Source organism: Enterobacter sp. QK-SA4 (genome assembly GCF_056856775.1).
In genome coordinates this window covers 4,155,642-4,182,221 of record NZ_JBXFXH010000007.1, presented here as the reverse complement: position 1 = coordinate 4,182,221, position 26,580 = coordinate 4,155,642, and the positions used below count along the sequence as shown (strand labels likewise).

Annotated in this window: 21 protein-coding genes; 6 read left to right on the top strand and 15 right to left on the bottom strand. The window is 49.2% G+C overall.

Annotated elements, in window-relative coordinates; translation table 11 throughout:
• Positions 1 to 347: 347 nt before the first annotated feature.
• The 3 genes from AC1VYI_RS21750 to AC1VYI_RS21740 form a co-directional block, all read right to left on the bottom strand.
• Positions 348 to 917 carry a hypothetical protein gene (locus AC1VYI_RS21750; RefSeq protein ID WP_053264914.1) on the bottom strand — a complete coding sequence of 190 codons (570 nt, stop codon included), beginning with the start codon at positions 915 to 917 and terminating at the stop codon, positions 348 to 350.
• 15 nt (positions 918 to 932) lie between these two features.
• Positions 933 to 2,432: an SIR2 family protein gene (locus AC1VYI_RS21745; protein WP_053264913.1), complete on the bottom strand. Its 1,500-nt coding sequence runs from the start codon at positions 2,430 to 2,432 to the stop codon at positions 933 to 935.
• A 190-nt stretch (positions 2,433 to 2,622) separates the two neighbouring features.
• Positions 2,623 to 2,919, bottom strand: a complete 297-nt coding sequence (locus AC1VYI_RS21740) for a DUF3223 domain-containing protein (RefSeq protein WP_053264912.1) — start codon at positions 2,917 to 2,919, stop codon at positions 2,623 to 2,625.
• A gap of 586 nt (positions 2,920 to 3,505) precedes the next feature.
• Here AC1VYI_RS21740 and AC1VYI_RS21735 point away from each other — a divergent pair.
• The 4 genes from AC1VYI_RS21735 to AC1VYI_RS21720 all read left to right on the top strand — a co-directional run bounded on the left by AC1VYI_RS21735 (position 3,506) and on the right by AC1VYI_RS21720 (position 7,789).
• The gene (locus AC1VYI_RS21735) at positions 3,506 to 4,306 is read left to right on the top strand and encodes a sce7726 family protein (protein ID WP_223174977.1); all 801 of its coding nucleotides are present in this window, start codon (positions 3,506 to 3,508) and stop codon (positions 4,304 to 4,306) included.
• A gap of 6 nt (positions 4,307 to 4,312) precedes the next feature.
• On the top strand, positions 4,313 to 5,245 hold the full coding sequence (locus AC1VYI_RS21730; RefSeq protein WP_482882765.1) for a sce7725 family protein: 933 nt from the start codon (positions 4,313 to 4,315) through the stop codon (positions 5,243 to 5,245).
• A gap of 1 nt (position 5,246) precedes the next feature.
• Positions 5,247 to 6,272, top strand: a complete 1,026-nt coding sequence (locus AC1VYI_RS21725) for an RES family NAD+ phosphorylase (RefSeq protein ID WP_482882763.1) — start codon at positions 5,247 to 5,249, stop codon at positions 6,270 to 6,272.
• 396 nt (positions 6,273 to 6,668) lie between these two features.
• Positions 6,669 to 7,789, top strand: a protein-coding gene (locus tag AC1VYI_RS21720; protein WP_087451024.1) for an IS3-like element ISSen4 family transposase whose coding sequence is annotated in 2 segments (ribosomal slippage) — positions 6,669 to 6,927 and positions 6,927 to 7,789 — 1,122 coding nt in all. Because the reading frame shifts where the segments join, the coding sequence is not laid out codon by codon here.
• A gap of 395 nt (positions 7,790 to 8,184) precedes the next feature.
• Here AC1VYI_RS21720 and AC1VYI_RS21715 read toward each other — a convergent pair.
• The 5 genes from AC1VYI_RS21715 to AC1VYI_RS21695 form a co-directional block, all read right to left on the bottom strand.
• Entirely contained in the window at positions 8,185 to 11,445 is a 3,261-nt protein-coding gene (locus AC1VYI_RS21715; RefSeq protein ID WP_226483416.1) for a type I restriction endonuclease subunit R, read from the bottom strand.
• Positions 11,442 to 12,791: a restriction endonuclease subunit S gene (locus AC1VYI_RS21710; RefSeq protein ID WP_134866847.1), complete on the bottom strand. Its 1,350-nt coding sequence runs from the start codon at positions 12,789 to 12,791 to the stop codon at positions 11,442 to 11,444. Before AC1VYI_RS21710 ends, AC1VYI_RS21715 begins: the two co-directional genes overlap by 4 nt.
• Positions 12,791 to 15,058 (bottom strand): type I restriction-modification system subunit M, encoded by a 2,268-nt coding sequence (locus AC1VYI_RS21705; protein WP_134866846.1) that lies wholly within the window; start codon positions 15,056 to 15,058, stop codon positions 12,791 to 12,793. The genes AC1VYI_RS21710 and AC1VYI_RS21705 overlap by 1 nt, the downstream gene beginning before the upstream one ends.
• 178 nt (positions 15,059 to 15,236) lie before the next feature.
• Positions 15,237 to 15,875 (bottom strand): LysE family translocator, encoded by a 639-nt coding sequence (locus AC1VYI_RS21700; protein WP_134866845.1) that lies wholly within the window; start codon positions 15,873 to 15,875, stop codon positions 15,237 to 15,239.
• 47 nt (positions 15,876 to 15,922) lie between these two features.
• Positions 15,923 to 16,666: a helix-turn-helix transcriptional regulator gene (locus tag AC1VYI_RS21695; protein ID WP_045357351.1), complete on the bottom strand. Its 744-nt coding sequence runs from the start codon at positions 16,664 to 16,666 to the stop codon at positions 15,923 to 15,925.
• Positions 16,667 to 16,817: 151 nt separating this feature from the next.
• Between AC1VYI_RS21695 and AC1VYI_RS21690 the strand changes: the two genes are divergently transcribed.
• Positions 16,818 to 18,188: an NAD-dependent succinate-semialdehyde dehydrogenase gene (locus tag AC1VYI_RS21690; RefSeq protein ID WP_045357348.1), complete on the top strand. Its 1,371-nt coding sequence runs from the start codon at positions 16,818 to 16,820 to the stop codon at positions 18,186 to 18,188.
• A 46-nt stretch (positions 18,189 to 18,234) separates the two neighbouring features.
• Here AC1VYI_RS21690 and AC1VYI_RS21685 read toward each other — a convergent pair whose 3' ends face one another.
• Both AC1VYI_RS21685 and AC1VYI_RS21680 read right to left on the bottom strand, forming a co-directional pair.
• Positions 18,235 to 18,555 (bottom strand): hypothetical protein, encoded by a 321-nt coding sequence (locus AC1VYI_RS21685; protein ID WP_023310268.1) that lies wholly within the window; start codon positions 18,553 to 18,555, stop codon positions 18,235 to 18,237.
• Positions 18,555 to 19,100: a YfaZ family outer membrane protein gene (locus AC1VYI_RS21680; protein ID WP_023310269.1), complete on the bottom strand. Its 546-nt coding sequence runs from the start codon at positions 19,098 to 19,100 to the stop codon at positions 18,555 to 18,557. Before AC1VYI_RS21680 ends, AC1VYI_RS21685 begins: the two co-directional genes overlap by 1 nt.
• Positions 19,101 to 19,511: 411 nt before the next feature.
• Between AC1VYI_RS21680 and AC1VYI_RS21675 the strand changes: the two genes are divergently transcribed.
• Positions 19,512 to 20,870 carry an esterase-like activity of phytase family protein gene (locus AC1VYI_RS21675; protein WP_134866844.1) on the top strand — a complete coding sequence of 453 codons (1,359 nt, stop codon included), beginning with the start codon at positions 19,512 to 19,514 and terminating at the stop codon, positions 20,868 to 20,870.
• Positions 20,871 to 21,346: 476 nt separating this feature from the next.
• Here the strand turns inward: AC1VYI_RS21675 and yjiA are convergent, their stop codons facing one another.
• The 5 genes from yjiA to AC1VYI_RS21650 all read right to left on the bottom strand — a co-directional run bounded on the left by yjiA (position 21,347) and on the right by AC1VYI_RS21650 (position 26,569).
• Positions 21,347 to 22,300, bottom strand: coding sequence for a GTPase (yjiA, locus tag AC1VYI_RS21670; protein ID WP_023310271.1), 954 nt, complete (start codon positions 22,298 to 22,300; stop codon positions 21,347 to 21,349).
• 10 nt (positions 22,301 to 22,310) lie between these two features.
• Positions 22,311 to 22,514, bottom strand: coding sequence for a YbdD/YjiX family protein (locus AC1VYI_RS21665; protein WP_003856610.1), 204 nt, complete (start codon positions 22,512 to 22,514; stop codon positions 22,311 to 22,313).
• A gap of 100 nt (positions 22,515 to 22,614) precedes the next feature.
• Positions 22,615 to 24,768: a carbon starvation CstA family protein gene (locus AC1VYI_RS21660; RefSeq protein WP_134866843.1), complete on the bottom strand. Its 2,154-nt coding sequence runs from the start codon at positions 24,766 to 24,768 to the stop codon at positions 22,615 to 22,617.
• A 191-nt stretch (positions 24,769 to 24,959) separates the two neighbouring features.
• Positions 24,960 to 25,877 carry a helix-turn-helix transcriptional regulator gene (locus AC1VYI_RS21655; RefSeq protein WP_023310273.1) on the bottom strand — a complete coding sequence of 306 codons (918 nt, stop codon included), beginning with the start codon at positions 25,875 to 25,877 and terminating at the stop codon, positions 24,960 to 24,962.
• A 179-nt stretch (positions 25,878 to 26,056) separates the two neighbouring features.
• Positions 26,057 to 26,569, bottom strand: a complete 513-nt coding sequence (locus AC1VYI_RS21650) for a 4-hydroxyphenylacetate 3-monooxygenase reductase subunit (RefSeq protein ID WP_047742917.1) — start codon at positions 26,567 to 26,569, stop codon at positions 26,057 to 26,059.
• Positions 26,570 to 26,580 lie beyond the last annotated feature (11 nt).

The following is a 26,580-nucleotide window of genomic DNA, read 5'->3' as shown; positions in this document are numbered from 1 at the left end:
GCAACTCAGAGAAGCGGAGCTTCGGAGAGTTAGCCCTTGCTTGTTAAATGCTATAAGTAGTGTATTGACTATTTATTTAATGATGATAACTTATAAGTATTCAATAAAATAGGAGTGATTAAATGAAAAAAAGAATGTTATCTTGTAATGATATCGATAAAAATTCCAAGAGAAGAATGAAATTTAATTTTTATTTTTTAGTTTTTATTATACTCCTGTTATCAATGATATATTATTTTGTGAATCAAGATGAAGTGTTAAGCTATGTTTTAATTGTATCATTTATAAGCTTCCCTGCTTATGTAATCGGTGTATCCCCTTTAATGGCAAAAAAATAATTTTTGGGGTCATCGCTTTTTTTTATAAAGTCTTCTGGTCTTGTACTTCCAAAGCAGAGTCAATTTTGGAGTTAAATTGTTTGAAACGGATTTTTCACACAGAATGAGATACTTACTAACGCTTTCTGAAAAAGCTATTGAACATTTTATTATAGTACTTCCTGCGATCACGCTTAACGTGACATAGACATACCAATGGTGAACAGCTTCGATCTTTAACTTTTCACTGATATTTGTCACAGAATTTAATATATAAAATACTGCTAAAATTGAGGCTGGTATGTAAATGATTGTATCGATTAACGGTTTTAAAAAATCAATCATTTTAGGAATACCAGAACAAGAAATTGCCAGTCCAACAATCATTGGTAAAATGAGAAACCATAAAACTGCTTTGATTTCAATTTCGAATAGATACACATAGTGGAAAATTATCAAACATGATACGATAACTATCGTAATTGCCAGAGGTTTTTTTATATCAGTTACTGCTTTTATATTCCTTTTTCTTATCCTTTGCAGCCGATTTTCTTCAACATTCGTCTTTCCTGGTTGTATCGAATGGTTCATGTTAGACATTAAACTTTCCTTAAATTAATCTACGTTGTGCTTATAATCATATAAGCATAATAATCTTCTATATGCCGTGCTATTTTTATCTTGAAATGCCAATAAAAAATTCTTGACATCTTCAGTTGCTATTTTATTTTGATAATAACTATGGAATATACAATCATCTTTTTTTGAAAAAGATAATGTCCTGTCTTCAATTATTTCTGAAATGGTATTGTGAGTATTGCTGCAATTATTAGCGGAGGTTCTTTCAAAATGATCTGCAAGCTTTCTTCTTTGTTGATCTTTGTATAATTCAATATTGTCTAATTCAGGGCATATTTCACTGAATGCGAAAATAGGAAAGAATTGGGAACTTTGTATTTTCTGTTTATTTAACAATATAATTAATTGCTTATTTGCTTCATCTACGATCTTGAAATAATCTTGCATCATTTCAGGCTTGGTTTGAAACTCATACTTGACTCGTTTATGAGAACCTACGGCTAATACCATTTGTCCATTTTTTAACTGGTCTAAATCTTCTGTGATTTTTACTTCAATTTCACCACCGCTTTTTATTTCATTCCAGACTTTTTGAACTTTCCTAATATCCATTGCTGAAACTGGTAATATTAAGTCTGATAAACTTTTATATATAGAGGCGTAATCGTCGGTCTTGATTTTATTTATTCTTATAGTGGTAGCATTCCCTATATATATATCGTGTTCAGATATAGCAGTAGATCGTGAATCTTTTTCATATTCCACAAGTAAAAAATTACTTCTAATTTTATTGGCTATATCTGAGTTAGTAGGTACATAGGAAAAAATAGTCTTTAGAATTTGCTGTATGTTTCTGTCACTAATGCTGTATCCAATAAAGATAACAGGATTATGAATAAATAGTGAGAGTAATTGTGCTCTAATTAGTTCATATTTGTTATCGAAATAGTCATAATCTTGTTCTGTAATCGTTAGTTCGTAAGGGGCTGACACACAGCCATGTATCTTATAGACCGAACCATAAGGATTACTTAAAAGTATGCTATTGCCTATTAGTGGTTCAAATTCAAAGAGTTGCTCAATCAATAAATCATAGTTCGTCGTGATGATTGATCCGATATTTTTTCTCATCTTAATGAGTTCAGCTATCTCTTCGCTTTTTTCTTCTTTTAATTCTACAGTTGATAATAGCTGAGTAATATATATTTTAAATCTACTTAAATTAATTCCCTTATCCATCTCTTTATAGAAAATATCATTTATTTCTTTAAACTTTCCATTTCTATCGTTAGACAAAGTTTCATTGAATTTTCTTTCTATATCACTGGCAATTTTATCATATTTATATTCACCATTGATTTGACATTTTGATTTAATATCAAGATATGTTTCTTTATCACCAGTGAGTTCGAAACAAATATGTGAGAGTAAACCATTCCAATCATAGGAATTAGAGAGATATCGCAAGCTAAACCCAGTTCCGATGAAGAGCACTGGATGATTTCGATACTTTGCAATAAATTCTTGAATTTCCATCTTTCTCCTGCCTCATCACATTGATTTTTCATAAGATTTTTGTAAGTGAGATTTTGTTAATTATTGCTCCAAAAAATAGTGGTTGTCCAGTCTAGATGATTGGAAATTAGACGTAATCTTGCTAAAGGTTGGAGTAACTACTTTAACTAAACAAATAGTTAAATTTATCATTACCCGCTATATATATAAGTTATTGTGTTTTTTTTAGACATTTTACTGCGTGATGAAAGGAAATATCTTCAAGCCCATCATTTGTTTTAATATAGAAACATGTCGTACCGTGTATTGATTTACCGACTGTAATTCCCAGAAAACCATTTGAAGTTTTATGTTCCCATTCGTCATGGTTTTTTAGCAGGCCTAAGATGAAATCATAATTTTCACCATTAATTTCATCACCGGTATTAGTGACCGAAATTATATTTTGGGCTCTGCTTATGATATCAGACTTCTTTTTGTAGATTTCCTTGTTGATTAAATAAGACATAGATATTCATCTTCTCCATTCAAGTAACAAAGCTAAGTTCTCCATCATGTTTAGTACACCATGAAAACTGAATTTACAAATTAAAAATGACACAGAATTAATTTTTTTATTTCATTAAAGCTACCTCTAAGTTTTTCTCATTAAAATCATGTGGTTAAATTAATCATTAAGTTGATTATTAGTTTCGGAATGTATTGTTTGTTAATATTACCGTTCTAATGATAAATTCGTTTAAACCCCTGTAACTTCAATGGGTTGTGCTATATCTCACAAATTCAAAGTTTGTAGACACCTATAATGAACCTGAGTGCAGGACTACATTCCAATTGCTTAGAGATTTCTTTGCAGAGCACTGCTGGTTTGGTAACCTAAGGTGAAGATATTTTCATAGCTTTCCTACACGATGAACGACTCTTATGTGGGGTTGCTAAGGATTTTGACAGTAGCCAAACAAGATCCTGAACGATGGACTATGTGATTCACCATGATGAGAAGTAACGATCTTAACTCTTTTCAATTGACTGCTTTAAGTAGACTTTTTTCCGCTTCAGTCTTCAGCGAGATAGCGAAAAAAGGGCAGTCTCCTATGTTTGCTCGCTCTCTCCGAGAGACCGAGCTTTTTGACCATGCAGATACACATGGGATTACCGTTGGTGAAGCCTTCAATGAGGCATTTGCCTTACTCAGACAAACAGGCTTGCGGAATGAGTATGTTTATCGTTCTGCACTCACACACAATCTTTTACTTGGCAAGCATTCATTAAGAACTGCCTGTATGCTTAACGAATTCAGGATCGGCTCTTGCAAGGCTGATCTCATCATTCTGAACGGAACTGGAACGGTTTACGAAATAAAATCCGAAAGAGATTCCTTAAGCCGTCTACAAAACCAAATAGCAAACTACCGTAAAGCATTTGGGAAAATCTATGTAATAGCAGGTTCAGAGCATATAGATGATGTGCTGAAAACAACGGAATCTACCATTGGGGTATTGAGTTTAACCCGATGGAATCGAATCTCTACTATAAGAGAAGCTGAAGAAGTTTTAGACTTTATATGCCCTGTAACAATCTTTGAATCATTAAGAATGAATGAGGCGAAAATTATTGCTTCCGAGTTAGGTATAAGAATTCCCAATTTACCGAATACTCAAATGCATGGTTTCTTAAAAGAAGAGTTTAGTGACCTACCACCTGTTTCTGTATATAATTTAATGCTAAAAACTTTAAAGGAAAGCAGAAGTTTACTTTCTTTAAGAGAGTTGATTCTCAACTTACCAAAGTCTTTACAACCAGCAGCACTTTCTATTCAGCTTCGCTCTAAGGATCATGAGCGATTAATTAATACTATGCAGCTTCCTCTTAATGAGGCATTGTTATGGGAGTAACAAACCATGTATTATCCTTATTTTCGTGGGAAACAATTTGAACTGTTGGCTATTAGAGACACTGCTAATGTAATGGCTGAGGCAGGTTTTACTCCAATTATAGAGCCTGTGAGAGAGGCTCTCAATGGTCTTGAGCGAACACTGAAAACAATAAAAGAAAATGATGGTAGGGCTATTGTCATCATTAATCCGGCATGTGGTGATCACTCTACCGATGGACAAAGTATAGCTCAATTATTAAAAAATGAATTTAGTAAGTATGAAAAAATCTCTGTAGGGATACTTCTTGATAAGAGTATGACTATTGCTAAGGTTGATAACCTCCTTCATTCAGATCTCGTTCATGAAGTCACCTTTATTCATGCCGGGTTTGATGAGCCAAAAGCATTACATGAAAGATTTGGGGATGGATACAAACATGTATTTATTTCTAACTATTGTTCTAAATCTTATCGAAAACATTTTTCGGGTTCAGAAAGAATTTTAATTAAAGATGGCTTTGAAAAAAGACGAAATGCTGACCATCCCGATTCTGAGTTCTTTTCAGATCTTCATCTTAATTATGAAGAAGAGGGTATGAATGGTTTTGGTGATTTCTTAATTGTTGGTGATGAATTTAGTGAGTCCGGTGGCCCTGCGTATGCGGTTGCTATTCATCTTACTTACATTAATACGAAGCATGAAGATGAAATGTACATCTATCATTTTGTTTCGACAACACGTGATACACCGACAGACCCAGCAGGTAAGTTCGCACAGTCCCTTGATAAATTAATGGCTGCTTTAAATTCAGGCAAATCCATGTTGCTTGAAACGTCGGCTATCAAAGAGTTTAGGCGATTACATAATCCGAGTCACTTCCCTGGTTTAGGGACAGTTAAAAAATTGTCTATGATTCACCATATAGAAACCCTAGCCGATTTCATGGATGGTAAATAATATGATCAAGTACTGCTGTGCGAGCTGTTTTGGGGATAATGGTTTAAAGAAAAATATCATACCTTCACTTTCCCCTGATTTTGGCGATTGTTCGTATTGTGGTACCAAAGGTATTGAGATTATTGAGCCTCATGCTTTATTTGATCATTTTAGCTCATTGATAAACATCTACGAAAATCATCCGGATGGTAAGAGTTTAGTTGCACATTTGAAAGAGGATTGGAAGCTATTTTCACATCCTCTTTTAGATGAGGCTCATGCCAAAGAGTTATTAGGTGATATTCTTGATGATGGGAATATTGTTAGAAAAACCTTCGTACTTTCTGATGATTATAAGAGTGAATCTCTCGCATTATGGGATCATCTTTGTCAGGAACTCATGTATGAAAATAGATATTTTCTGAATAAATCACTTGATACAGATAGGCTTGGCGAGTTATTAAGTTTCCTTGCTTTAGATGAATTTTCTAAAACTTGGTATAGAGCCCGCATTTATGCAGACGATGCGGCTTTTACGATAGACAAAATGGGGGCTCCCCCCAAGAGATTAGTTAGTCATGGGAGAGAGAATCCTACTGGTATACCGTATTTATATCTTGGATCTAAACCAGATACAGCTTTGTCTGAAATTCGACCTCATACAGGTGACAGAGCTTGTGTCGCAGATTTTACTCTAAAAGATAACTTGACTCTAATAGACCTAAGAAACCCTCGTGAAACCGTTTCACCGTTTTTATTAACCGATCCAGGTGAAATGGGTAAAATGCTTGCAGATATACCTTTTCTTGAACGACTTGGTTATGAACTAACAAGACCTGTATTACCTAAAAGTGCAGCCCTTGATTATATTCCAAGTCAATATATATGCGAATTTATTAAGAAAACTGGCTTTCATGGAGTACTTTATAGTAGTTCTGTAAGTGAAGGAATCAATCTTGCTCTTTTTGATCCGTTAAATGCGACTGGAGGCAATGTAAGTATTTATGATATAGATAAAGTCGAAGTTAGCGTAAGCAAACAAGATTAATATACTCTTTGTTCGATTATCACCAATCGGGACTGATGGTATCAATGATGGTATCATGCCCAGCATGATAAGTTTTACTCTCTTAAGATCATAAGGATAGTTGCGATGTTCGAGTCCGGCCTTCGCACCAAGTCACTAAATTCCTTACAATACAGTTATTTAGACGATTAAATCTGTCTCTTTTGCCTGTAAGAAATGCTCTGTTATGTCCCTTGAAAAAGCCGCTGTGGTTGATAGTGGTAATTGGGATGTTAACTCATAGCGGCGTGTAGTTCCAGGCGTCAAACACGTACTGACTCAACTTGAAAGCTATGACGTAGCCACCTGACCTGCCCCCCGTTGATTAGTACACCCCGATGTTAGTAATGTCTTCATAAGCCACATGAGGACATCCCCATGAAGAAGCGTTTTTCCGACGAACAGATCATCAGTATTCTCCGCGAAGCCGAAGCTGGGGTACCCGCCCGTGAACTCTGCCGCAAGCATGCCATTTCCGATGCCACGTTTTACACCTGGCGTAAGAAGTATGGCGGTATGGAGGTGCCTGAAGTTAAGCGCCTGAAGTCGCTTGAGGAAGAGAACGCCAGACTCAAGAAGCTGCTTGCCGAAGCCATGCTGGATAAAGAGGCGCTTCAGGTGGCTCTTGGGCGAAAGTACTGACGACAGACCAGAAGCGGGAAGCCGTGATGTTGATGTGTGATGCGACCGGTCTGTCGCAACGTCGTGCCTGCAGGCTTACAGGTTTATCCCTGTCGACTTGCCGCTATGAGGCTCACCGTCCGGCTGCTGATGCGCATTTATCAGGGCGCATCACTGAGCTGGCACTGGAGCGCAGGCGTTTTGGCTACCGTCGTATTTGGCAGTTGCTGCGCCGTGAAGGGCTTCATGTTAATCATAAGCGCGTGTACCGGCTTTATCACCTCAGTGGCCTGGGCGTAAAACGCAGAAGACGTCGTAAAGGGCTGGCAACAGAACGTCTGCCGCTGCTCCGTCCGGCGGCGCCCAATCTGACCTGGTCGATGGATTTCGTCATGGACGCACTTTCCACCGGTCGCAGGATCAAGTGTCTTACCTGCGTCGATGATTTCACAAAGGAATGCCTGACGGTCACTGTTGCCTTTGGGATTTCAGGCGTTCAGGTCACGCGTATTCTGGACAGCATTGCACTGTTTCGAGGCTATCCGGCGACGATAAGAACTGACCAGGGGCCGGAGTTCACTTGCCGTGCACTGGATCAATGGGCCTTTGAGCATGGTGTTGAGTTGCGCTTAATCCAGCCGGGCAAGCCAACGCAGAACGGATTTATTGAGAGCTTTAACGGACGATTTCGCGATGAATGTTTGAATGAGCACTGGTTCAGCGATATCGTTCATGCCAGGAAAATTATTAATGACTGGCGGCAGGATTATAACGAATGCCGCCCGCACTCCACGCTGAATTATCAGACACCGTCTGAATTTGCAGCGGGCTGGAGAAAGGGTCATTCTGAGAATGAAGATTCCGACGTTACTAACTGAGTGTTGTATCTAATCGTGGGGGGCAGGTCAAAGTCACTTTATTTCTCCGCAATTACTGCGTACAGACGACTTCGAGGCATTCTTTGAGAATAGAAAGCAACAGCTACTTGCACTAATTGAACAGGCGATGGGGAAAAGGATATCTCAGGAAGATATGTCGGAAATTGCATATGAAGAATTTGAGGCATAAGACTAGTTAAGCTGCCTATATAGCATGTCAAAGCAGCCAATTGGCTGCTTTGATTCTTGCATATTTTCACCTGAAAGACCTTTTAATAAACTATTTAGCTCTCATCCTACCGCGCTAAGTGTGAATAGCTCATTCGACGTTCCTTGTTCCTGTCTCCCATATGCGAGGCGTTACGCCGCTGGCACTATAGCGGAAGAGTTGAATATCACTCATGATTTAATTCCCTGCGCATTTTTGCGATGTCATACATCAGATGAGCAAACCCTTTGGCAACATCAGGAGACGATAAATACTGCATCATCATCTCCTTGTGCGCTTCGTTGCTGTCTATCACGGCGTCATCAATGGCTTTCGTAAAGTCGCCCAGCATGGCCTGCTCACGGGTATTGTTGTCGAGTTGGGTCATGACAAGTTTGTTTTCTGCGAGCTTATCGTAAACCACAAAGGCATAGTTGAGCATATCTTTGTCGGTCAGGTTTTCGGTGATAAACAGCTCGTTGAGCTGCGCCAGCACCTGCGACATAAACTCCTCTTTCTTATCTTTTGCTTTTGCGGTGCCGACGTCATTAACCGGGTTGAGCTTATACTCTGCCGCATCCTCCTGAAGCTTTATATGCTGCTCCATGATTTTTGAAAGCCGATAGTGGCTCATTTCAACATTGGATAGATCGACGTCATCTTCATCTGTTGCCTCTTCACGAAGTAATGGGCGTAGGTGTCGACAATAGAGGCTTAACTTCTCCAGCGATTTGTCATCGTAGACGACGATCTGGGACATAAATTCGTAAAAGCGTACAAAGCTGCCGAGATCTTTTTTGAAGATCTCCAGACGATCTTTTTCCTGCTTGCAGGCTTTAAAACTGTTTTCCGCGTTCGCGAGCAAAATGGGGTTAGGGGAATCCCTTTTTGTTAACTCATAGATCTGCTTGGCGCTGATATACGCCTCTTTCGCGGAGGTATAGCGCATTGCCCAGCGGTTTACTGCGGGCAGGCAAATATTGCTGAGCGTCGCATTCGATTTCTTCTTGCTGTAAAAAGCCTCGCACAGCTGTTCGACTTCGTGCCATAAAAATATCCCCGTCGCGCGAAGTTTCTCGTACAGATCGAACACCAGACCTGGATCGCTGACATCGGTCAATTCAGCCGTTTGATAGTAGGGCTGAAAGGCAGCGAGAATATCGTCAGGTTCATTATAAAAATCGAGTACAAAGGTGCCGGATTCCCTTTTGCCGGGATAGGTTCGGTTCAGGCGCGACAGCGTCTGCACGCACTCCACGCCGCCGAGCGCTTTATCCACGTACATGGCGCACAGCTTCGGCTGGTCAAAGCCGGTCTGGAACTTGTTGGCCACCAGCATCACCTGATAGTCATCGGTATCAAACGCCTTACGCATATCGCGGCCTTTGAGCGCCGGGTTCATATTGATTTCAGTAAATTTCTGGTGCAACAGCGCAAGGCTGTTCATGTCATTTTCCTGAAACTCAACTTCGCCTGAGAACGCCACCATCGCAGTGATCTTTCCGTAGCCCATGTCGGCAATGTATTTATCAAACGCCAGCTTATAGCGCACGGCGGCTTTGCGAGAGCTGGTCACCACCATCGCTTTCGCCTGCCCGCCGAGCAGATGCATTACGTGCTGGCGGTAGTGCTCAACGATGACTTTTACCTTTTGCGAGACATTGTGATCGTGCAGCGTTACCCACTGGTTGAGCCTGATCTTCGCCCGATTGCTGTCCACTTCCCGGTCTTTGTCGCCCATTCTTTGCAGCAGCTTATAGGCCACTTTGTAATTGGTGTAGTTTTTCAGCACGTCGAGGATAAAGCCCTCCTCAATGGCCTGACGCATGGAGTAAACGTGGAACGCCGCAGGTTTGTTGGTTCTGGATGCGGGCTCGTGCGGGTTGGGTCTACGGCCAAAAAGCTCCAGGGTTTTCGCCTTCGGCGTCGCGGTGAAGGCGTAGAAATTCAGATTGCTGCTCCCGCTGCGGGCGGCAAGGGTGGCGTCGAGGATATCTTCAGAGGTGAGGACCACATCGTCGTCGGTTCCTTCGCTCATCAGCACCTCTTTCAGCTGGCGCGCCGTGGAGCCGCTCTGGGAGGAGTGCGCTTCATCTGCGATGATCGCGTAGGTTCGCTCTTTGAGACAGGTGCTGTTTTCGATTGCTTTAAGTACGAACGGGAAAGTCTGAATGGTGACGATGATGATGGGCTGCGAATGCTCCAGCGCGCTGGCGAGCTTCTCCGATTTCGAGCCTTCCCCCTCGCGGTTGTTGATTCGCCCGACCACGCCGTCCGCATGTTCAAACTGATAGATGGTGTCCTGGAGCTGATCGTCCAGCACGGTGCGGTCAGTCACAACAATCACCGAGTGGAAGCGTTTTTCACCCTTTTCGTTATGCAGGCAGGAGAGCTGATGTGCCGTCCAGGCGATGGAGTTCGATTTTCCGGATCCGGCGCTGTGCTGGATAAGGTACTTGTTGCCGGTGCCTTCTTCGTATGCGGCGGCAATAAGCTTGTTCACCACGTCCCACTGGTGATAGCGCGGGAAGATCAGGCTCTCTTTTTTGACCTTTTTACCGTCCCAGTCCTCTTTTTCCTCGATTTGCAGATGCACAAAGCAGGCGAGGATCTTCAGCAGATTGTCAGGGAGCAATACCTCGTTCCACAGATAGCGGGTGGCGTATTCATGGTGATCCTCTGGGATGTCGTTACCCGCGCCGCCCTCTTTAGTGCCTTTGTTGAACGGAAGAAAGAACGTGTCATCGCCGGCAAGCCGGGTGGTCATGTAGACCTCATACTGGCTGACGGCAAAATGCACCAGCGCGCCGCGCTTGAAGGTCAGCAGCGGCTCAGGCTTGTTGGTCTCCGGATCTTTTGGCAGGCGCGTTTTTTTGTACTGGTTGATGGCGCTGTTGACCGTCTGCTTGAATTCGGATTTCAGCTCGAGAGTGGCGACGGGAAGACCGTTGATAAACAGCACCAGGTCGATGCGCCAGCGTTTGGCTTTCGCCTCCGTGTCGTTACCGCTTGCGTGAGGGCTGTAAACCAGTTCCGGGACGATACGGCAGATGTTTTGCCGATAGCGCGCAAGGATGTCCGGGTTGAGGTTGTGATCCGGCTTGAACTGGCATAACGAGAAGCGCGCGTTATGGCTTTTGATGCCGTGGCGCAGCACCCCCAGAGTTCCGTAGGTTCGGGACTGGAGATCGGTGGCGTTGGCATCGGCTTTTTTAAGCTGTGCGACCAGCGCATCGAGAAAATGACGCTCGGTGTCGTTGGGATAGATGCGGGTGAATTTTTCCCACTCCTGCGGCTGGGTGGTCTGGACAAACGTCAGCGCATCCTGCGGATAGAGTGCCCGTTCGCGATCGTATTTGCTGCCCGTGCCGGGGACCCAGCCGTTCTGGCACATCTGGTTTATGATATCGGCCTGCAGATTAACTTCTTTGGTGACGTCGGCGATCATGCGGTGGCCTCCTCAGTTGTGAGGGATGCTTCGGTGCTGCTGGCGGGAGGCGTCCAGTCGCGGAGATCTATTTTGCCGGTGACGGCAGCGGAAATCAGAGCGGTGTGGCGCTCTTTTAGGAGTGTTACTTGTTTCAACGCAAGGGTTAGCATTTCTTCAAGCTTTAGGCAATGATGATGCAGATGAGCTGCTATTTCTTTTGCTTCGTCAATTGGGGGACACGTAATGTGGATATTTTTTAAAATTCCCATACCTATGTTTTGTTGTGTTCCGAAGGTCCAACTTAGAGCTAATATATTAAGATACTCCGCCGTTCTAAAGAAATTTAAGACATAATTAGGAATGTAGTTATCTTTACATCTAAAAGCAGCTAATGGTGACCATATGTTAAACGCTTCTTCCGTTTCAACTAAAGCGGTTACACCTGTTGTGGCGCCTGATTTGACCATGTATATATCATTGATTTTCGGAGCATATTTTTCGCAATATCTATAATGATCTTTTTTTGATATATAAGCTCGTTTTTTATCGAAATCAATTTTTCCTGTCGAGATCGCTTCTGCGGAAATAAAAGGTATACCTTCATCAAAGAAATCAGGTGTTTCGTGTGGTCCATCAGTAATAGGAATGCTTAAAATGTGCTTTATTGGGCAAACCAACCAATGTTCTGGAACATTCCCCAACCACTCAACCCCAGAATATTTCATTGGCACATCAGGGTTCAGCCCTTTGGTTACGGCATTGCTAATTAATGCTTGACGTTTTTCTTTTAGCAGTTCGATGAGTTGTTGTTGTTTTTCAACTAACCGATCAATTTTCATCGTTTCATGAATTAAAAATAGTGATATTTTAATTTGCTCTTCAATCGAGGGTGTCGGCATTGGAATATATCTAAGATATTCTCCATTAACGTGTGGAATGCCCATTCCAGTTGCATGACGTCTTATTTCTGGTTCGATACAATTACAAGAAAACCAATAGTATTGATGGTGTAATTTTGATGTTAATTTTGCAACTGCCATTGTGGATGAAAGAATCCCACTTTTGCTTTTTATAAACTCCCCAGCATTAGAGCCATCCCAAATAATAAGAACTAAATCATCTGGAACAACTCGGACATCAGATGTGATTAATACATAATTTTCAACAATATTTGTGCGTAGATAGCTCATTGAGAGATATGGAACGCAGTCTCTTTTGGGCTCACTACTTAGGGTGGTTGGGTTGCGGCCTTTGTAATAAACTGCTAAATATTTGTGTGGTGTATAATTCCAATTAAGTGGTATCTCCCCCAACCACTCAACCCCAGAATCCTTATATTCCGGATACGCCTTATACTTAGCCATCAGGAGTGTACCTCCTGCAGCAGCTTCATAATCTCCGCGCTCAGCGCATCCAGCTCCGCGTCAATCTCCTCCAGCGGGCGCGGTGGCTTATAGACATAAAAATGCCGGTTAAATGGAATCTCATATCCAACGACCCCAACCTCGCCGTCGCGGGCATCGCGCTTGTCGGCATTAATCCACGCGTCCGGTACGTGCGGCAGCACCTCCGCCTTCACGTAGCCTTCAATCAAATCGCTGGTCGAAACAGACGGATCGAGCGCTACGTTCTCGTTGTCGCGCAGGTCGGCATCCTGCTCAAACTCCACCACCTGTCCGCGGTACGCAAACGCGCCGTACAGCGGCTGCGCATCTTCCCTGAGCACCTTTTTGACGACCGGCTCCGCGTCCGGGTTTTTGCGGGTAATGGCCTCGATAAACTGCTTATGCTCTTTGGCATCCAGCTTAACGGCGGCAGTTTTAAACGCCTCTTTGAGCGTCAGCTGGAACTGATTGAAATCATCGCTCGGCTGAGCGAGACCACATGCTTTCCCGTCGAGCGACGTCTGGATTTTTTGCGCTTTAACCATCAGCGCGCGCTGTTGTCGCCACAGCGTTGCGTCGAGCAGATCCTTAATCTGCTTCTCTTTAAGCTCAGGGAATTCAGCCTTGATAACGGCGCGTGCTTCCACCTCGAACTCGGCAAAGTTGCCGTAGTTCTCGTCCTGCCAGAAGGCACCGAACGCGTCGTACAGGCATGCCATCGGTGCGTTAAACGGTTTTGGCGCAAAGCGCAGCGCGGCAATGGATTCATCCGTGACCTGAGCCGTCAGACGCAGCGGGCGCTCAATGGTCAGGCGGCGAAAACCAAAGTCGGTGCTGTTGAATATCTTGCTGGCGACGGCGCGCTTGTCATCATCGTCCTTAAGATCCACCACTTCGAAGTCGCCAAAGGTGCGGGTAATGAGTCTAATGTCTTCCTCGCTCATCATGTTGCGCTTCGCACCCAATGACTTACGCATTTTGCTGCACAGCTTGCTGGCGTCGATCAACTGGATCTTGCCCTTACGCTCAGCCCTCTTTTTGTTCGACAGGATCCACACGTAGGTGGCGATCCCGGTGTTGTAGAACATGTCGGTGGGCAGGGCGACGATCCCTTCCAGCAGATCGGCTTCAAGGATGTAGCGGCGGATCTCGCTTTCGCCGCTGCCCGCGCCGCCAGTGAACAGCGGTGAACCGTTGAGAATGATCCCGATGCGCCCGCCGGTATCGGCATCACGCATTTTGCTGATCAGGTGCAGCAGGAACAGCAGCGAGCCGTCGGAAACGCGCGGCAGGCCGGGCCCGAAACGCCCGTCAAATCCTTTGCGATGCTCGTTGTTAACGTCGGCTTCGATCTTCTTCCAGTCCACGCCAAACGGCGGGTTCGACAGCATGTAATCGAAGCGATCGGCGGGAAGTTGATCGTTAGAAAGGGTGTTGCCCAGCTTGATGCGGCTGACGTCCTGACCTTTTATCAGCATATCGGCCTTGCAGATAGCGTAGGACTCCGGGTTCAGCTCTTGTCCGAACGCGCGCATCACTGCATTCGGGTTGAGTTCATGAACGTACTCCATTCCGGCAGAGAGAAATCCGCCCGTGCCCGCCGTCGGATCGTAAAGGGTTCGAATGACGCCCTCTTTGGTGAGAGCCTCGTCGTCTTCCATAAACACCAGCGAGGTAGTGAGACGCACGATATCGCGCGGCGTGAAGTGTTCACCGGCGGTTTCATTCGAGCTTTCGGCGAAACGGCGGATCAGCTCTTCAAAGACCAGCCCCATATCATGGTTGGAGATGGCCTGCGGGCTGAGATCGGTGGTGGCAAACTTCTGCACCACTTTATAGAGGAGGTTGGCATCATCCAACAACCCGATGAATTCGCTGAATTTAAAGTGCTCGAAAATTTCCCGCGCATCTCTGGAAAAATACTGAATGTAGTTTTCCAGGTTGGCCCTGATGTCGTTTTGACCCATTTTGCTCAGATCCAGCGGCGAGGCGTTAAAGAACGTCAGCCCGCTGGTGGCGCGCAGGATTAACTTTTCTTTCGCTTCTTCAGGCAGGGGCGAAGAACGGACCTTTTGAGCCTCAATAACGACGGCCTCTTTAGTCTCTTCAAGGACGCATTCCAGGCGGCGCAACAGGGTAAACGGGAGAATAATGCGGCCATATTGAGATTGCTTAAAATCACCGCGCAGGAGATCTGCAACAGACCAGATAAAGGCTGCCGTTTGGGAGAAATTCAGGGTACTCATAAAAGCGTCCTTGCCCATTTTTCAGGCATTTTTGATGATGAATTAAAACCCTCTTTTTATCATGGTTAAAAGTACAGATCGACTAAAAAATCGATCCAAATCAATGTCTTATGTTTATGGATTGCAATAATTCATGGGTATCATGAATGTGTATTTCAATACAAATGATGGAGCGGGGTCATATAGTATTAACGCACAATCGCCACAGCACCCATCCCCCAAACCCCATCAGCACCACCCCCGCCGTGCGCTCAATCCACCACAGCGAACGGCTGAGCTTCTGTTGTACCGCCGATAGCCCCATCAGCGACACCAGCGCCAGATCCCACGCCAGCACCACCATCACCATCCAGACGCCGCAGGTCGCCTGCTGAAGCAGCGTGACGTCCGGCCCCAGCAAGGCCGTCATCAGCGCCAGATAGAACAGCGCGTTCTTCGGGTTTAACAGCGCCGAACCGAGCCCCAGCAGGATCTGCTTTTGCAGCGACGGGAAGCGCTGGTGGGTTTCATTCAACGCCAGCGACTGCTGGCGGCTGCGAATCAGATGCGATCCGATCCACATCAGGTACAGCGCCCCGCAAAGCTCGATCAGCGTAAACAGCCACGTAAACTGGCGCAGCGCGCTCCAGCCGATAATCACCAGCAGGATGTAAAGCCCGTTACCCGCGGCGATGCCGAGGCACAGTCCGGCGCTACCCCGCAGCCGATAGCGCGCGGCGTAGCCCACCAGCAGGAAGAAATCCGGGCCCGGGCTTAGCAGGGCAACAAAATGCGCCAGCGCCAGGGCGAGAAAAGCGGAAGGGAATAACAGTTCCATAGCGACCTCATTTAACAATCCGAGGTCAGAGTACGGCGCTGCAGAACCTATTTATTGTCTGATATTGATCGGCCCGTCGCGTACTGGCGCGGCGTGGCGGCGGTATAGCTGACGAAGGTCTTATGAAAATGGCTCTGGTCGGCAAAGCCGCTCTGGTAGCCAACGTCGGCAATATCATCCCCGGCGCGCAGCCGCGCTTTAGCGTATTCCACGCGGGAGATGTTGAGAAAGCTGCCCGGCGTCAGGCCGGTGTCCTGCCTGAAGGTGCGGATCAGCGTCTCCTTGCGCAGCGAGAAGCGTTGGGCAAGCTCGTCGAGGGAAGGCGGGCAGGTGAGATCGGAAAGAAACGCCTGCTGAATCTGCTGGCTGGTTGCGCGAAGCGCGTCAGCGTTATCCACGGCGCGGGGAAGGGCAGAAAGCAGCGTTTCCAGTGATGCCGGAGACAGGGTCTCGACAACGTCCAGGTAATGGGCAAACAGGGTTGGGCTACGAATCACCTGTAGCGCCAGCGGAAGCCCGGTGTCGATGTAGAGCATATGGTAGCTGCGCGGTTGCCCGGCGACGGGGTTACAGCTGTGCGGCGCACAGGCCGGGATCACGATGAGGTCCCCGGGGTTAAGGATGTACTCTCTGTCGTGACACACGCAGCAGGTCTGGCCCTCCACAATCGCGCCGATGGAGAGCTGAGAGTGACTGTGGCGTTTGTACGCCTGCGTACTCTGCCAGGTGCTGCGCAGCTCAAGGCCTGAGGTGCGGTGAAAAGTCTGGCGGATATGTCGGGTATCGGTCATAGGCGCTCCTTCTGAAGATTTTTTATACCACGTCAGCGACCCCTCTGGCAGCGCTTCATTAAGAACCTTCCGGATATACCCAACTTTACGTCCATAGCCAGTCATGTTGACTACCCTTAATACCCTAAGCGGTAAAACAAGGAGATTCGACATGGCTTATCAGACAGTAAATCCTGCCACTAACCAGCTCATCAAAGAATACCCCTCGCATACCGACGCGGATATCGAAGCGGCGCTGAAGGCGGCCGATGCGCTTTATCATTCGGACTGGGCGAAAGGCGACATCAGCCAGCGCCTGCCGGTGCTGCATAAGCTTGCCGATCTGATTGACGAGCGCGTGGAGGATCTGGCTAAAATCGCCAGCCAGGAGATGGGTAAGCTCATCGAACAGAGCCGCGGCGAGGTGAAGCTGTGCGCGCAGATCGCGCGCTACTACGCCGACAACGCGAAGCAGTTCCTGGCCCCGGTGAAGTACGACTCTGAGCTCGGTGAAGCCTGGGTGGAGCATCACCCGATTGGCGTGCTTATGGCCGTTGAGCCGTGGAACTTCCCGTACTACCAGCTGATGCGCGTGCTGGCGCCAAACCTGGCGGCGGGGAACCCCGTCATCGCCAAGCATGCCAGCATCGTACCGCATTGCGCCGAGACCTTTGCCCATCTGGTGCGCGAGGCGGGCGCACCGGAAGGGGCGTGGACCAACCTGTTTATTTCGTCCGAGCAGGTGGCGAATATCATTGCTGACGATCGCGTGCAGGGCGCCGCATTAACCGGCTCCGAAAAGGCTGGCAGCGTGGTGGCCGCGCAGGCGGCGAAGCATATCAAGAAATCCACGCTGGAGCTGGGCGGTAACGACGTGTTCGTGGTGCTGGATGACGCAGACCTTGAGAAGGCCGTGAAAATTGGCGTTAACGCGCGGCTCAACAACGCCGGGCAGGTCTGTACCGCGGCGAAGCGCTTTATCCTGCATGAAAAGATTGCGGATGCCTTCCTGAGCAAATTCACCGAGGCGTTTAAGCAGGTGAAGATTGGCGATCCGCTGGACGAAAGCACCACGCTGGGGCCGCTGTCGTCGAAAGATGCGCTTGAAACGTTGACCAAACAGGTTAACGAGGCGGTGAAAAACGGTGCGACGCTGCACTATGGCGGCAATCCGGTACAGCGCGACGGGAGCTTTTTCGAACCGACGATCCTGACGAATATCTCCCGCGATAACCCGGCGTATTTCGAAGAGTTCTTCGGCCCGGTAGCGCAGATTTACGTCGTGAAAAGCGACGACGAGGCGGTCGCGCTGGCTAACGACTCCCACTACGGCCTGGGCGGGGCGGTATTTAGTCAGAATATCGAGCGCGCGAAGAAAATGGCGTCGCGGATTGAGACCGGGATGGTGTACATCAACTGGCTCACCGATACCGCACCGGAGCTGCCGTTCGGCGGGGTGAAGCGCTCCGGCTACGGACGCGAGCTGTCGGATCTGGGGATCAAAGAGTTTGTGAACCAGAAGCTGGTGGTGGTGCGTAAGTAAGAGATAATAAAAAACCTGCCATCCGGCAGGTTTTTTTTAAAGGAGATTATTTCACTTCGATCTTGTCCCAGCCGCTTTTGAACATGCAGCTGTCGACTAGCGTATCCCGGCGATATTCATTCGCGTCTTCAACCGTGTAGCTCGTGGAAATATCCTTTTTCTTGTTCTTTTTGTCCGTTTTTTCCGAACTCGAACCGGTCACGACGTTATCCGGGGGTAGATCGATCAGCGCCTGCGCTTCGCATTCCGTGAGCTTTTTATTCATCTCAGCATCGCTGACGCCCGGTTTCACCCATTTGTACTGGACGCAGCCGGTGAGCATCAGCGTGAGGCTCAGAACGCAAAGCGCGGTCATGCGGTGTTTCATCAGAAGGTGACTCCACCGCCTACGTATGCGCCGTCAATCAGCGTGTGGCCAGGACGACCGTCTTTACCGTCCACGCTCACGTGGCGGTAACCCACTTTCAGGGTCACTGGCGTAATTGGCGTCCAGCTTACGCCGCCGTTGGCTTCCACATAGTTTTTCACGCTGTTGTTCAGGCCTTCTGGTGCGACATAGCCTTCACCGTACACGTGGATGCTGTCGGTCAGGGCAACGTTTACGCCGCCGCCAATCGGGAACGCCACGCCGTTATCGCCTTTTTTCGGGCCGAGGTAGATGGCTTTTGCACCCGCATTCAGCATCACCGGGCCAAGACCCAGGTTGTAGCCTGCGCCCACGCCCCCGGTCTGGGTACCGTCATCGGTGTTTTTGAGCCAGTTGCTTTCGAGATAAACACCGGATGAGGATTTCCCCATTTCCAGATTGAGGTTGGTAAAGTTTTTACCCTGCTCAACGGTGCCGCCCATCGCCAGTGCGGAACCCGATACGGCAGCCAGAGCAGAAAGAAGAAGGATATTCAGTTTTTTCATGTTTTATGCCTCGTCATTAAATTCATCTGGGCGCACCTTAACAAGCGATGTTAATGACTGCAAATGTGATATAAATCGCGGTTTTATACTGATATTGTTAACTTTTTTATTGAAGTTGTTGCAATGATGTTTGATTGTCGGGGTGTCAACAGGGGATGTTTTTAGCGTTTAGGAACCGTTTAGTTTTTTGACTAAACATAAACTGAACGAGGTGGGGATAGTGATTTGAGATGAATTAATTGGGTTTCTAATAATTTCCAAAAATGTTTCACCTGTCACACAAAACAACAAAGCCTTACATTTCGAGCGATGAATATACGTTCAATCGCGCAGGCCGGTTTCCTTTTCATGTCATTTTTCTGACACGTTTATTCTTTACGTTGTTGGCTTCACTAACTGGATGCTAACAATATGAAAAGAAAAATTATTCCTGTGCTAATCGGCTGTGCGCTCTCTTTCTCTGGCCTGGCGGCGCAGCCCACTGCTGAGCGCTATGTCGTCAGCTTCCCTGAAGGCTCCCACGTGAGCTACAGCGGCGCGTTTGCCAGCGCGTTTCCGAACGGACTGCCCGTGGGCATTGGTTCTGGCCTGCTGTTTACGGGCAAGCAGGGAGACGCCCTGACCTTTGCGACCGTGACCGATCGCGGTCCAAACGCCGATGCGCCAAAAATGGGTAAAAACGAAGCCAAAATATTTGTCACGCCAGATTTCGCGCCGCTGCTGATGACCATCCGCGTCCAGAACGGCAAAGCGGAGGCGGTTGATGCCCGTCCGCTGCATGACGATAAAGGCGAAATTAACGGTCTGCCGCTGCAAAGCGGCGTGATTGGCTCCACTAACGAAGTGGCGTTCAGCGATACCTTAAAGACGCTCAAGGGTGACAACCGCGGACTGGATACGGAAGGCATCACGCCGGACGGGAAAGGCGGCTACTGGCTGTGCGACGAGTACGGCCCTTTCCTGATTAACGTCGACAGTAAAGGCAAGATCCTCGCGATCCACGGGCCGCAGGCCGCGGAAGGTGAAAAATCCATCGCGGGCGGTTTGCCAAACATCATCAAATGGCGCCAGCCCAACCGGGGCTTTGAAGGCCTGACCCGGATGCCGGACGGACGGATTATCGCCGCCGTGCAAAGCACGCTGGACATCGACGGTAAGAGCAAAAAGCAGGCGCTGTTTACGCGTCTGGTGAGCTTCGACCCGGCAACCGGGAAAACGGCGATGTACGGTTACCCTATCGACAGCGCGGCCTACAGCAAAAACAGCGACGCCAAAATCGGCGACATCGTGGCGCTCGATGACCAGCACATCCTGCTGATTGAGCAGGGAAGCGATAAAAACGACGGCATGCGTAACCTTATCTACAAGGTGGATCTCAGCAAGGCGAGCGACCTGACCGCCTTCGACAAGCCGGGCGAGTACCCGGAGTTTGATGATGAGAAAACCCTGGCGCAGCGCGGCATTACCCTTGCGGCAAAAACGCAGGTGGTCGATCTCCGCGCGCTGGGCTGGCAGCAGGAGAAGGCCGAAGGGCTGGCGCTGATCGACAGCAAAACGCTTGCGGTGGCGAACGATAACGACTTTGGCGTGAAGGTGGCGATGCAAAACCCGGTCGAGGGCAAGAAGCTCAAGGATTATCGGGTGAACGCGGAAGGCAAGCTGACGCTGGATGATAAGCCGGTGGAAACCACGCTCAGCGTGAAGCCGCTGAAAAAGCCGGAGTCGGACAGCGAGCTCTGGATTGTGACGCTGCCGGAAGCGGTGAAATAAGTTTACCCTTCTTGCTAAAGGCTGGGGTATCCCCACAAGATAATGCCTGCACAGACGGCTCCCTCTCCCTTGAGGGAGAGGGCTGGGGTGAGGGGGAACATACGGCTGTGGAGGTTATTCCGTTCACTCTATGTTCCTTGCTACTCTGTAACGGCATGACCTGTGAACGTGCCAGGGTGGCTCAATCGCCACCACCCTGGCGACCCGGGCTCCCGGCGGTAAATCGCCGCTTCGCGGTACCCTCAGCTTACTCCTTCAGGCTATCGGGTCGGGCATGAGCCTGCATCCCTGCAGGCCACGCCCTCTCGGCGCATCCCTGCGCCTCGCCCCGGCCTTACGGAAACGCCTCGGCGATTTACAGCCGGACCAGGGCATCGCTGTAAGTCATTAATTTTTCTGAAGCAACATTCATCGCTTCAGGTTAAAAAATTACCGGGGATCCCTCAGCCCCACAGGGGAGAGGAGATGCATAGCGGTTATTTCTTCAGCCCTGCAAACGCCGCCCGAATTTCTTCTTCCGGAAGCTGTATGCCTATAAACACCATCACGCTGCGCGGCGCTTCCTCGCCCCAGGGGCGATCCCAGTCGGCGCTGTACAGGCGCTGTACGCCCTGGAACAGCAGGCGGTTCGGCTCGCCGTCAATCCACAGCATCCCTTTGTAGCGCAGCAGCTTGTCGGCAAACGACAGCAGCAGGTTTTCCATCACGCGCGAAACCTCGCCGATGTCCACCGGGTAGTCCAGCTCGACCACAATCGACGCCACGTCGTTTTGCTTATCTCCCATAAAGTGGAAACGCGGTTTCGCGGTGACGTTCTCTTCCAGCATAAAGCCGTTGGTGTTGAACAGCTGAGACAGATCGATGTCGCCGTGCGTCACCGTGTAAACCGGCGCGCGGGAGTTAATGCGCGTCAGGCGCTCGCGCAGTTTTTCGCTTTCGCCCGCCACGTCGGTTTTGGTCAGCAGGATGCGGTCGGCGTAGCCCACCTGAGACTGGGCGATGGTGAACTGGTTCATCTGCTCGTCGGCGTGAACCGCATCCACCAGGGCAATCACGCCGTCCAGCAGGTAGCGCTGGCAGAGGATCTCGTGAGAGAAAAAGGTCTGAATAATCGGGCCGGGGTCGGCCATGCCGGTGCATTCGATCACCAGGCGGTCAAAGTCGATCTCGCCGCGATCGCGGCTGTCGAGCAGGTCCAGCAGGGCGTCTTCTAATTCGTTAGAGCGGGTGCAGCAGATGCAGCCGTTGGTCAGAGTTTTGATCTGGGTGGCGCGATCGCCGATCAATTGATCGTCAACGGAGACCTCACCGAATTCGTTTTCGATGACGGCGATTTTGAAGCCGTGCTGTTCGTTCAGGATGTGGCGCAGCAGGGTGGTTTTACCGGCGCCGAGAAAACCGGTCAGCAGGGTAACGGCAATCGGGGTCATGGTCTCTCCTTTAGCAGCAGCGGACGCCGCCTTCTCCACTTCCGCCGTAGCGCGCTTCCTGACGCTCGCGGAAGAATTCGGTATAGGTCATGTAAGGCTTATCCGGATGGTTGGTCTTCATGTGCTCAACGTAGTTGTCATAGTCCGGAATGCCAATCAGCATTTTCGCCGCCTGACCGAGGTATTTTTTTGCTTCGCCTAAGTTACCAAACATTGTGGGTTCCAGACAGAAAAAGCCCGGCGATGTGAGTCCGCTGGGCTTATGTTTCCCTCATCCCAGCCCTCTCCCAAAGGGAGAGGGCTGGGATTGCGGATTAATGGTGTGAAGAGGTCTTCACGCCGCCTTCCGGCACCGGCACGTACGGGGTTTCTTTATCCGTACGGCCGTCGGCGTTGCGAACGTTCAGCCAGGTTTTGATGCCGTAGAAGATGATGCTGTACACCACCACCAGGAACAGAATGCTCAGACCCGCGTTGGTGTAGTTGTTCACCACGATATGGTTCATGTTGGCAATCTGCTGCGCGGTCAGGTCCGCGCCGCCTGCGGCAATCTTCTCTTTGTACTGGTTAGCCATGAAGAAGAAGCCTTCCAGCTGCGGGTTGGCGCTGAACAGCTTCAGGCCAAGCGCCCAGGTGGTGCAGAGCAGCAGCCACAGCGCAGGAACAACGGTTACCCAGATGTATTTGGTGCGCTTCATCTTCACGAGGACCACGGTACCCAGCACCAGAGCAACGGCTGCGAGCATCTGGTTAGAGATACCGAACAGCGGCCACAGGCTCTTCACGCCGCCGAGCGGGTCGACAACGCCCTGATACAGCAGGTAGCCCCACAGTCCGACGCAGCCCGCAGTACCCAGAATGCCCGCTACCAGAGAGTCGGTTTTCTTCAGGAACGGCACGAAGTTACCGAGCAGGTCCTGCAGCATGAAGCGGCCCGCACGGGTACCGGCGTCCAGCGCGGTCAGGATGAACAGCGCTTCGAACAAAATACCGAAGTGGTACCAGAAGCCCATGTCCGCCCACGGCAGCACCTTGTGGAACACGTGTGCGATACCCACCGCCAGCGTCGGTGCACCACCGGCGCGGTTCAGCACGGACGGTTCGCCGATGTCCTTCGCCGTCTGCATGATCTGCTCTGGCGAAATCACGAAGCCCCAGGAGCTGACGGTCGCCGCCGCGTGTGCGCTCGCGTCCTTCAGCTGCGCCATAATCAGCGCCGCGTTATCACCGCCCATTTCGTGCAGGTTTGGCATGGTGATGCTGAGGCCCGCCGGTGGGGTGTTCATCGCGAAGTAGAGACCCGGTTCGATGATAGACGCGGCAACCAGCGCCATGATCGCCACGAAGGACTCCATCAGCATTGCGCCGTAGCCGATCAGACGCGCGTCTTTCTCGTTCGCCAGCAGCTTAGGCGTGGTACCGGAGGCAATCAGGGCGTGGAAGCCGGAGACCGCACCGCAGGCGATGGTGATGAACAGGAACGGGAACAGGGCGCCTTTCCACAGCGGGCCGGTACCGTCGATGTACTGGGTCACTGCCGGCATTTTCAGATCCGGGTTAATCACCAGGATGCCGATCGCCAGACCGACGATAACGCCGATTTTGAGGAAGGTCGCGAGGTAGTCACGCGGGGCCAGAATCAGCCAGACCGGCAGCAGCGCGGAGATAAACGCATAGCCAATCAGCGCGAAGGTAATGGTGGTGTCCTTGAAGGTCAGCGCCGGGCCCCAGTACGGGTCGTGCGCAATCACGCCGCCGAAGTAGATGGAGGCCACCAGCAGCACGATACCAATCACCGACACTTCGCCCACGCGTCCCGGACGCAGGAAGCGCATGTAGATACCCATGAACAGCGCAATCGGCACGGTTGAGCATACGGTGAAGACACCCCACGGGCTTTCGGCAAGCGCTTTCACCACGATCAGGGCCAGCACCGCGAGGATGATGATCATAATCAGGAAGCAGCCGAACAGGGCGATAGTCCCCGGCACGCGGCCCATCTCTTCTTTGACCATCTCGCCCAGAGAGGCCCCGTTACGGCGAGAAGAGATAAACAGCACCATAAAGTCCTGCACCGCACCCGCCAGCACCACGCCGGCGAGCAGCCACAGGGTTCCCGGTAGGTAGCCCATCTGCGCGGCCAGCACCGGGCCAACCAGCGGGCCTGCGCCAGCGATAGCGGCAAAGTGATGACCAAACAGCACGTAGCGGTTGGTTGGCACGTAGTTCAGGCCGTCATTGTTAATGACCGCCGGGGTGGCGCGCGTTGGGTCGAGCTTCATGACCTTCTGCGCGATGTACAAGCTGTAGTAGCGATAAGCAACAAGATAGACGGAAACGGACGCGACCACGATCCACAGGGCGCTTACGTGTTCGCCCCGGCGTAATGCGACAACCGCCAGACAGAAAGCGCCGAGGATCCCGAGTAAGGCCCAGGGCACGTGCTTCAGTAGTTTTTTAGTATCCATAGTAAGACCTGGTTTTTTATGTAAAGAAAAAAGGGTCAGGGTTCGTTGTGAGGAGGTATTGATTAATGCTGGAGCGATCGTGCCAGATCCTCGCGCGTGTAAAGGACGGTAAATGAATGAGTGGTTGAAAGTGCCGGGTGAGCGGTCAAAGGGGGCGACGAGCGGTTCCGGCTCGCCGCCAGGGGGCGAAATTATGTGATTGAGATCACTTGATTATTCGGATTACGCTCCACGGCCAGATAGTTCTCCAGGGTTCTAATCAGTTTTTCCTTCAGCCAGTTCGGTTCCAGAATCTGAATGTGGGGCAGCCAGTAGAACAGCAGTGGCAGGATCTGGTTCTCGTGCGCCGCCTGGCAGCGCAGCGTGACGCCGCCCTGTTGCTCCTCCACCAGCTCCTGTTCCGGCAGAAGATCGCGGCGCAGGAAGTAATGTGAAATATTATCTTTGATAAATATTTTCACTGCGAAAGTATTTTCAGAAACCCAGGGGTCGAGGCTTTTCTCCAGCAGCTCAAGGACATTTTCTTCGGGCGTGAAGGTCGTTTTCTGAATATCAAACCAGCTAATCTGGCTCAATGAGAAGGATTTCAGGCGGCTATTTTCGGTGGCTTGTAAATACCATATATTTTTTTTGTTAATGAGTTTATAGGGATTAATCAGACGGGTTTTCCCCTTATAAACGATCTGACAAACATTATGGTTTTTAATCGATTTCTCGATTTTCGTTAAATGACGGCGAATATCACGTTCTACCGTGTGTTCTGCCTCATTGCCAAGAATAAGAATATGGTTTTCGTCAACGCGCGTTTCGAGCTTCTGCCAGAATTCCGTATTTCTTTCAGGGAAAAAGCTGTCAGCATTCAGGAAGTTAGCAAGGGTGTGATGTAAGCCTTGCCCGCCGGGCGATTGCGCAGAATGGATAAGTCGATATAGCCCGTTACCGGTATGTTCAACAATAGGAGATAGGGCATTTAAATCCCGGTAGACGGTACGCTCGGTAATTTTAAATTTTTCCATTAGCGCACTGCGGTTTACCACACCGTTTAAATGTAGCTCAACCAGAATATCGACCAGACGTTCAGCCGAGCGGCTCCGCGTCGTTTTAGCCATAAGGTCATCCTGTATATTTAGGTATGCGCTGAATGATGCGGATGCACTGACAAAGGGTGTCAGTATTCAGTCACAGAAAATTTCTCTTATGGTTATATAACGGCGTGATTTAGCGGAAACCTTAGGAGTTTTTGTAGAAAGCGGCGCTGGCCGAAGAAAAAGGCCAGCGCGAGGGGGGATCACACGGCGGCTTCCGCCTCCAGCATGACCGGGTGGAAGCGGCGCTTGAAGTAGATCAGACCGTGTCCCGCGTCACTCAGAATGATGTTCTTAACTTCAACAAGGTAGACAAGATGCGTGCCGATGGTTTGCACCTGGCTAATCTCGCCTTCAAGGCTGGCGAGCGCGCCCTTGAGCACCGGCTGCGCCAGCGGCCCTTTCTGCCAGCAGGAGAGGGCAAAGCGCTCCTCCATCGTCATACTGGTCATCCCGGCGAAATGGCGAGCCATGATCTCCTGCTCGTGGTTCAGTACGTTAACGCACAGCCTGCCGTTGCCCTGAAATACCGGATTCATGGCGCTGTTGGCGTTGATGCACACCATAACCGACGGCGGGGTGTCCGTGACCGAACAGACAGCGGTGGCGGTAATGCCGCAGCGGCCGGCCTCGCCCTCGGTGGTGACCACATTAACCGCAGCCGACAGGCTGCTCATTGCGTCGCGAAAACGCAGGCGTTGTTCATCTGAATGCATTGCAACCTCCC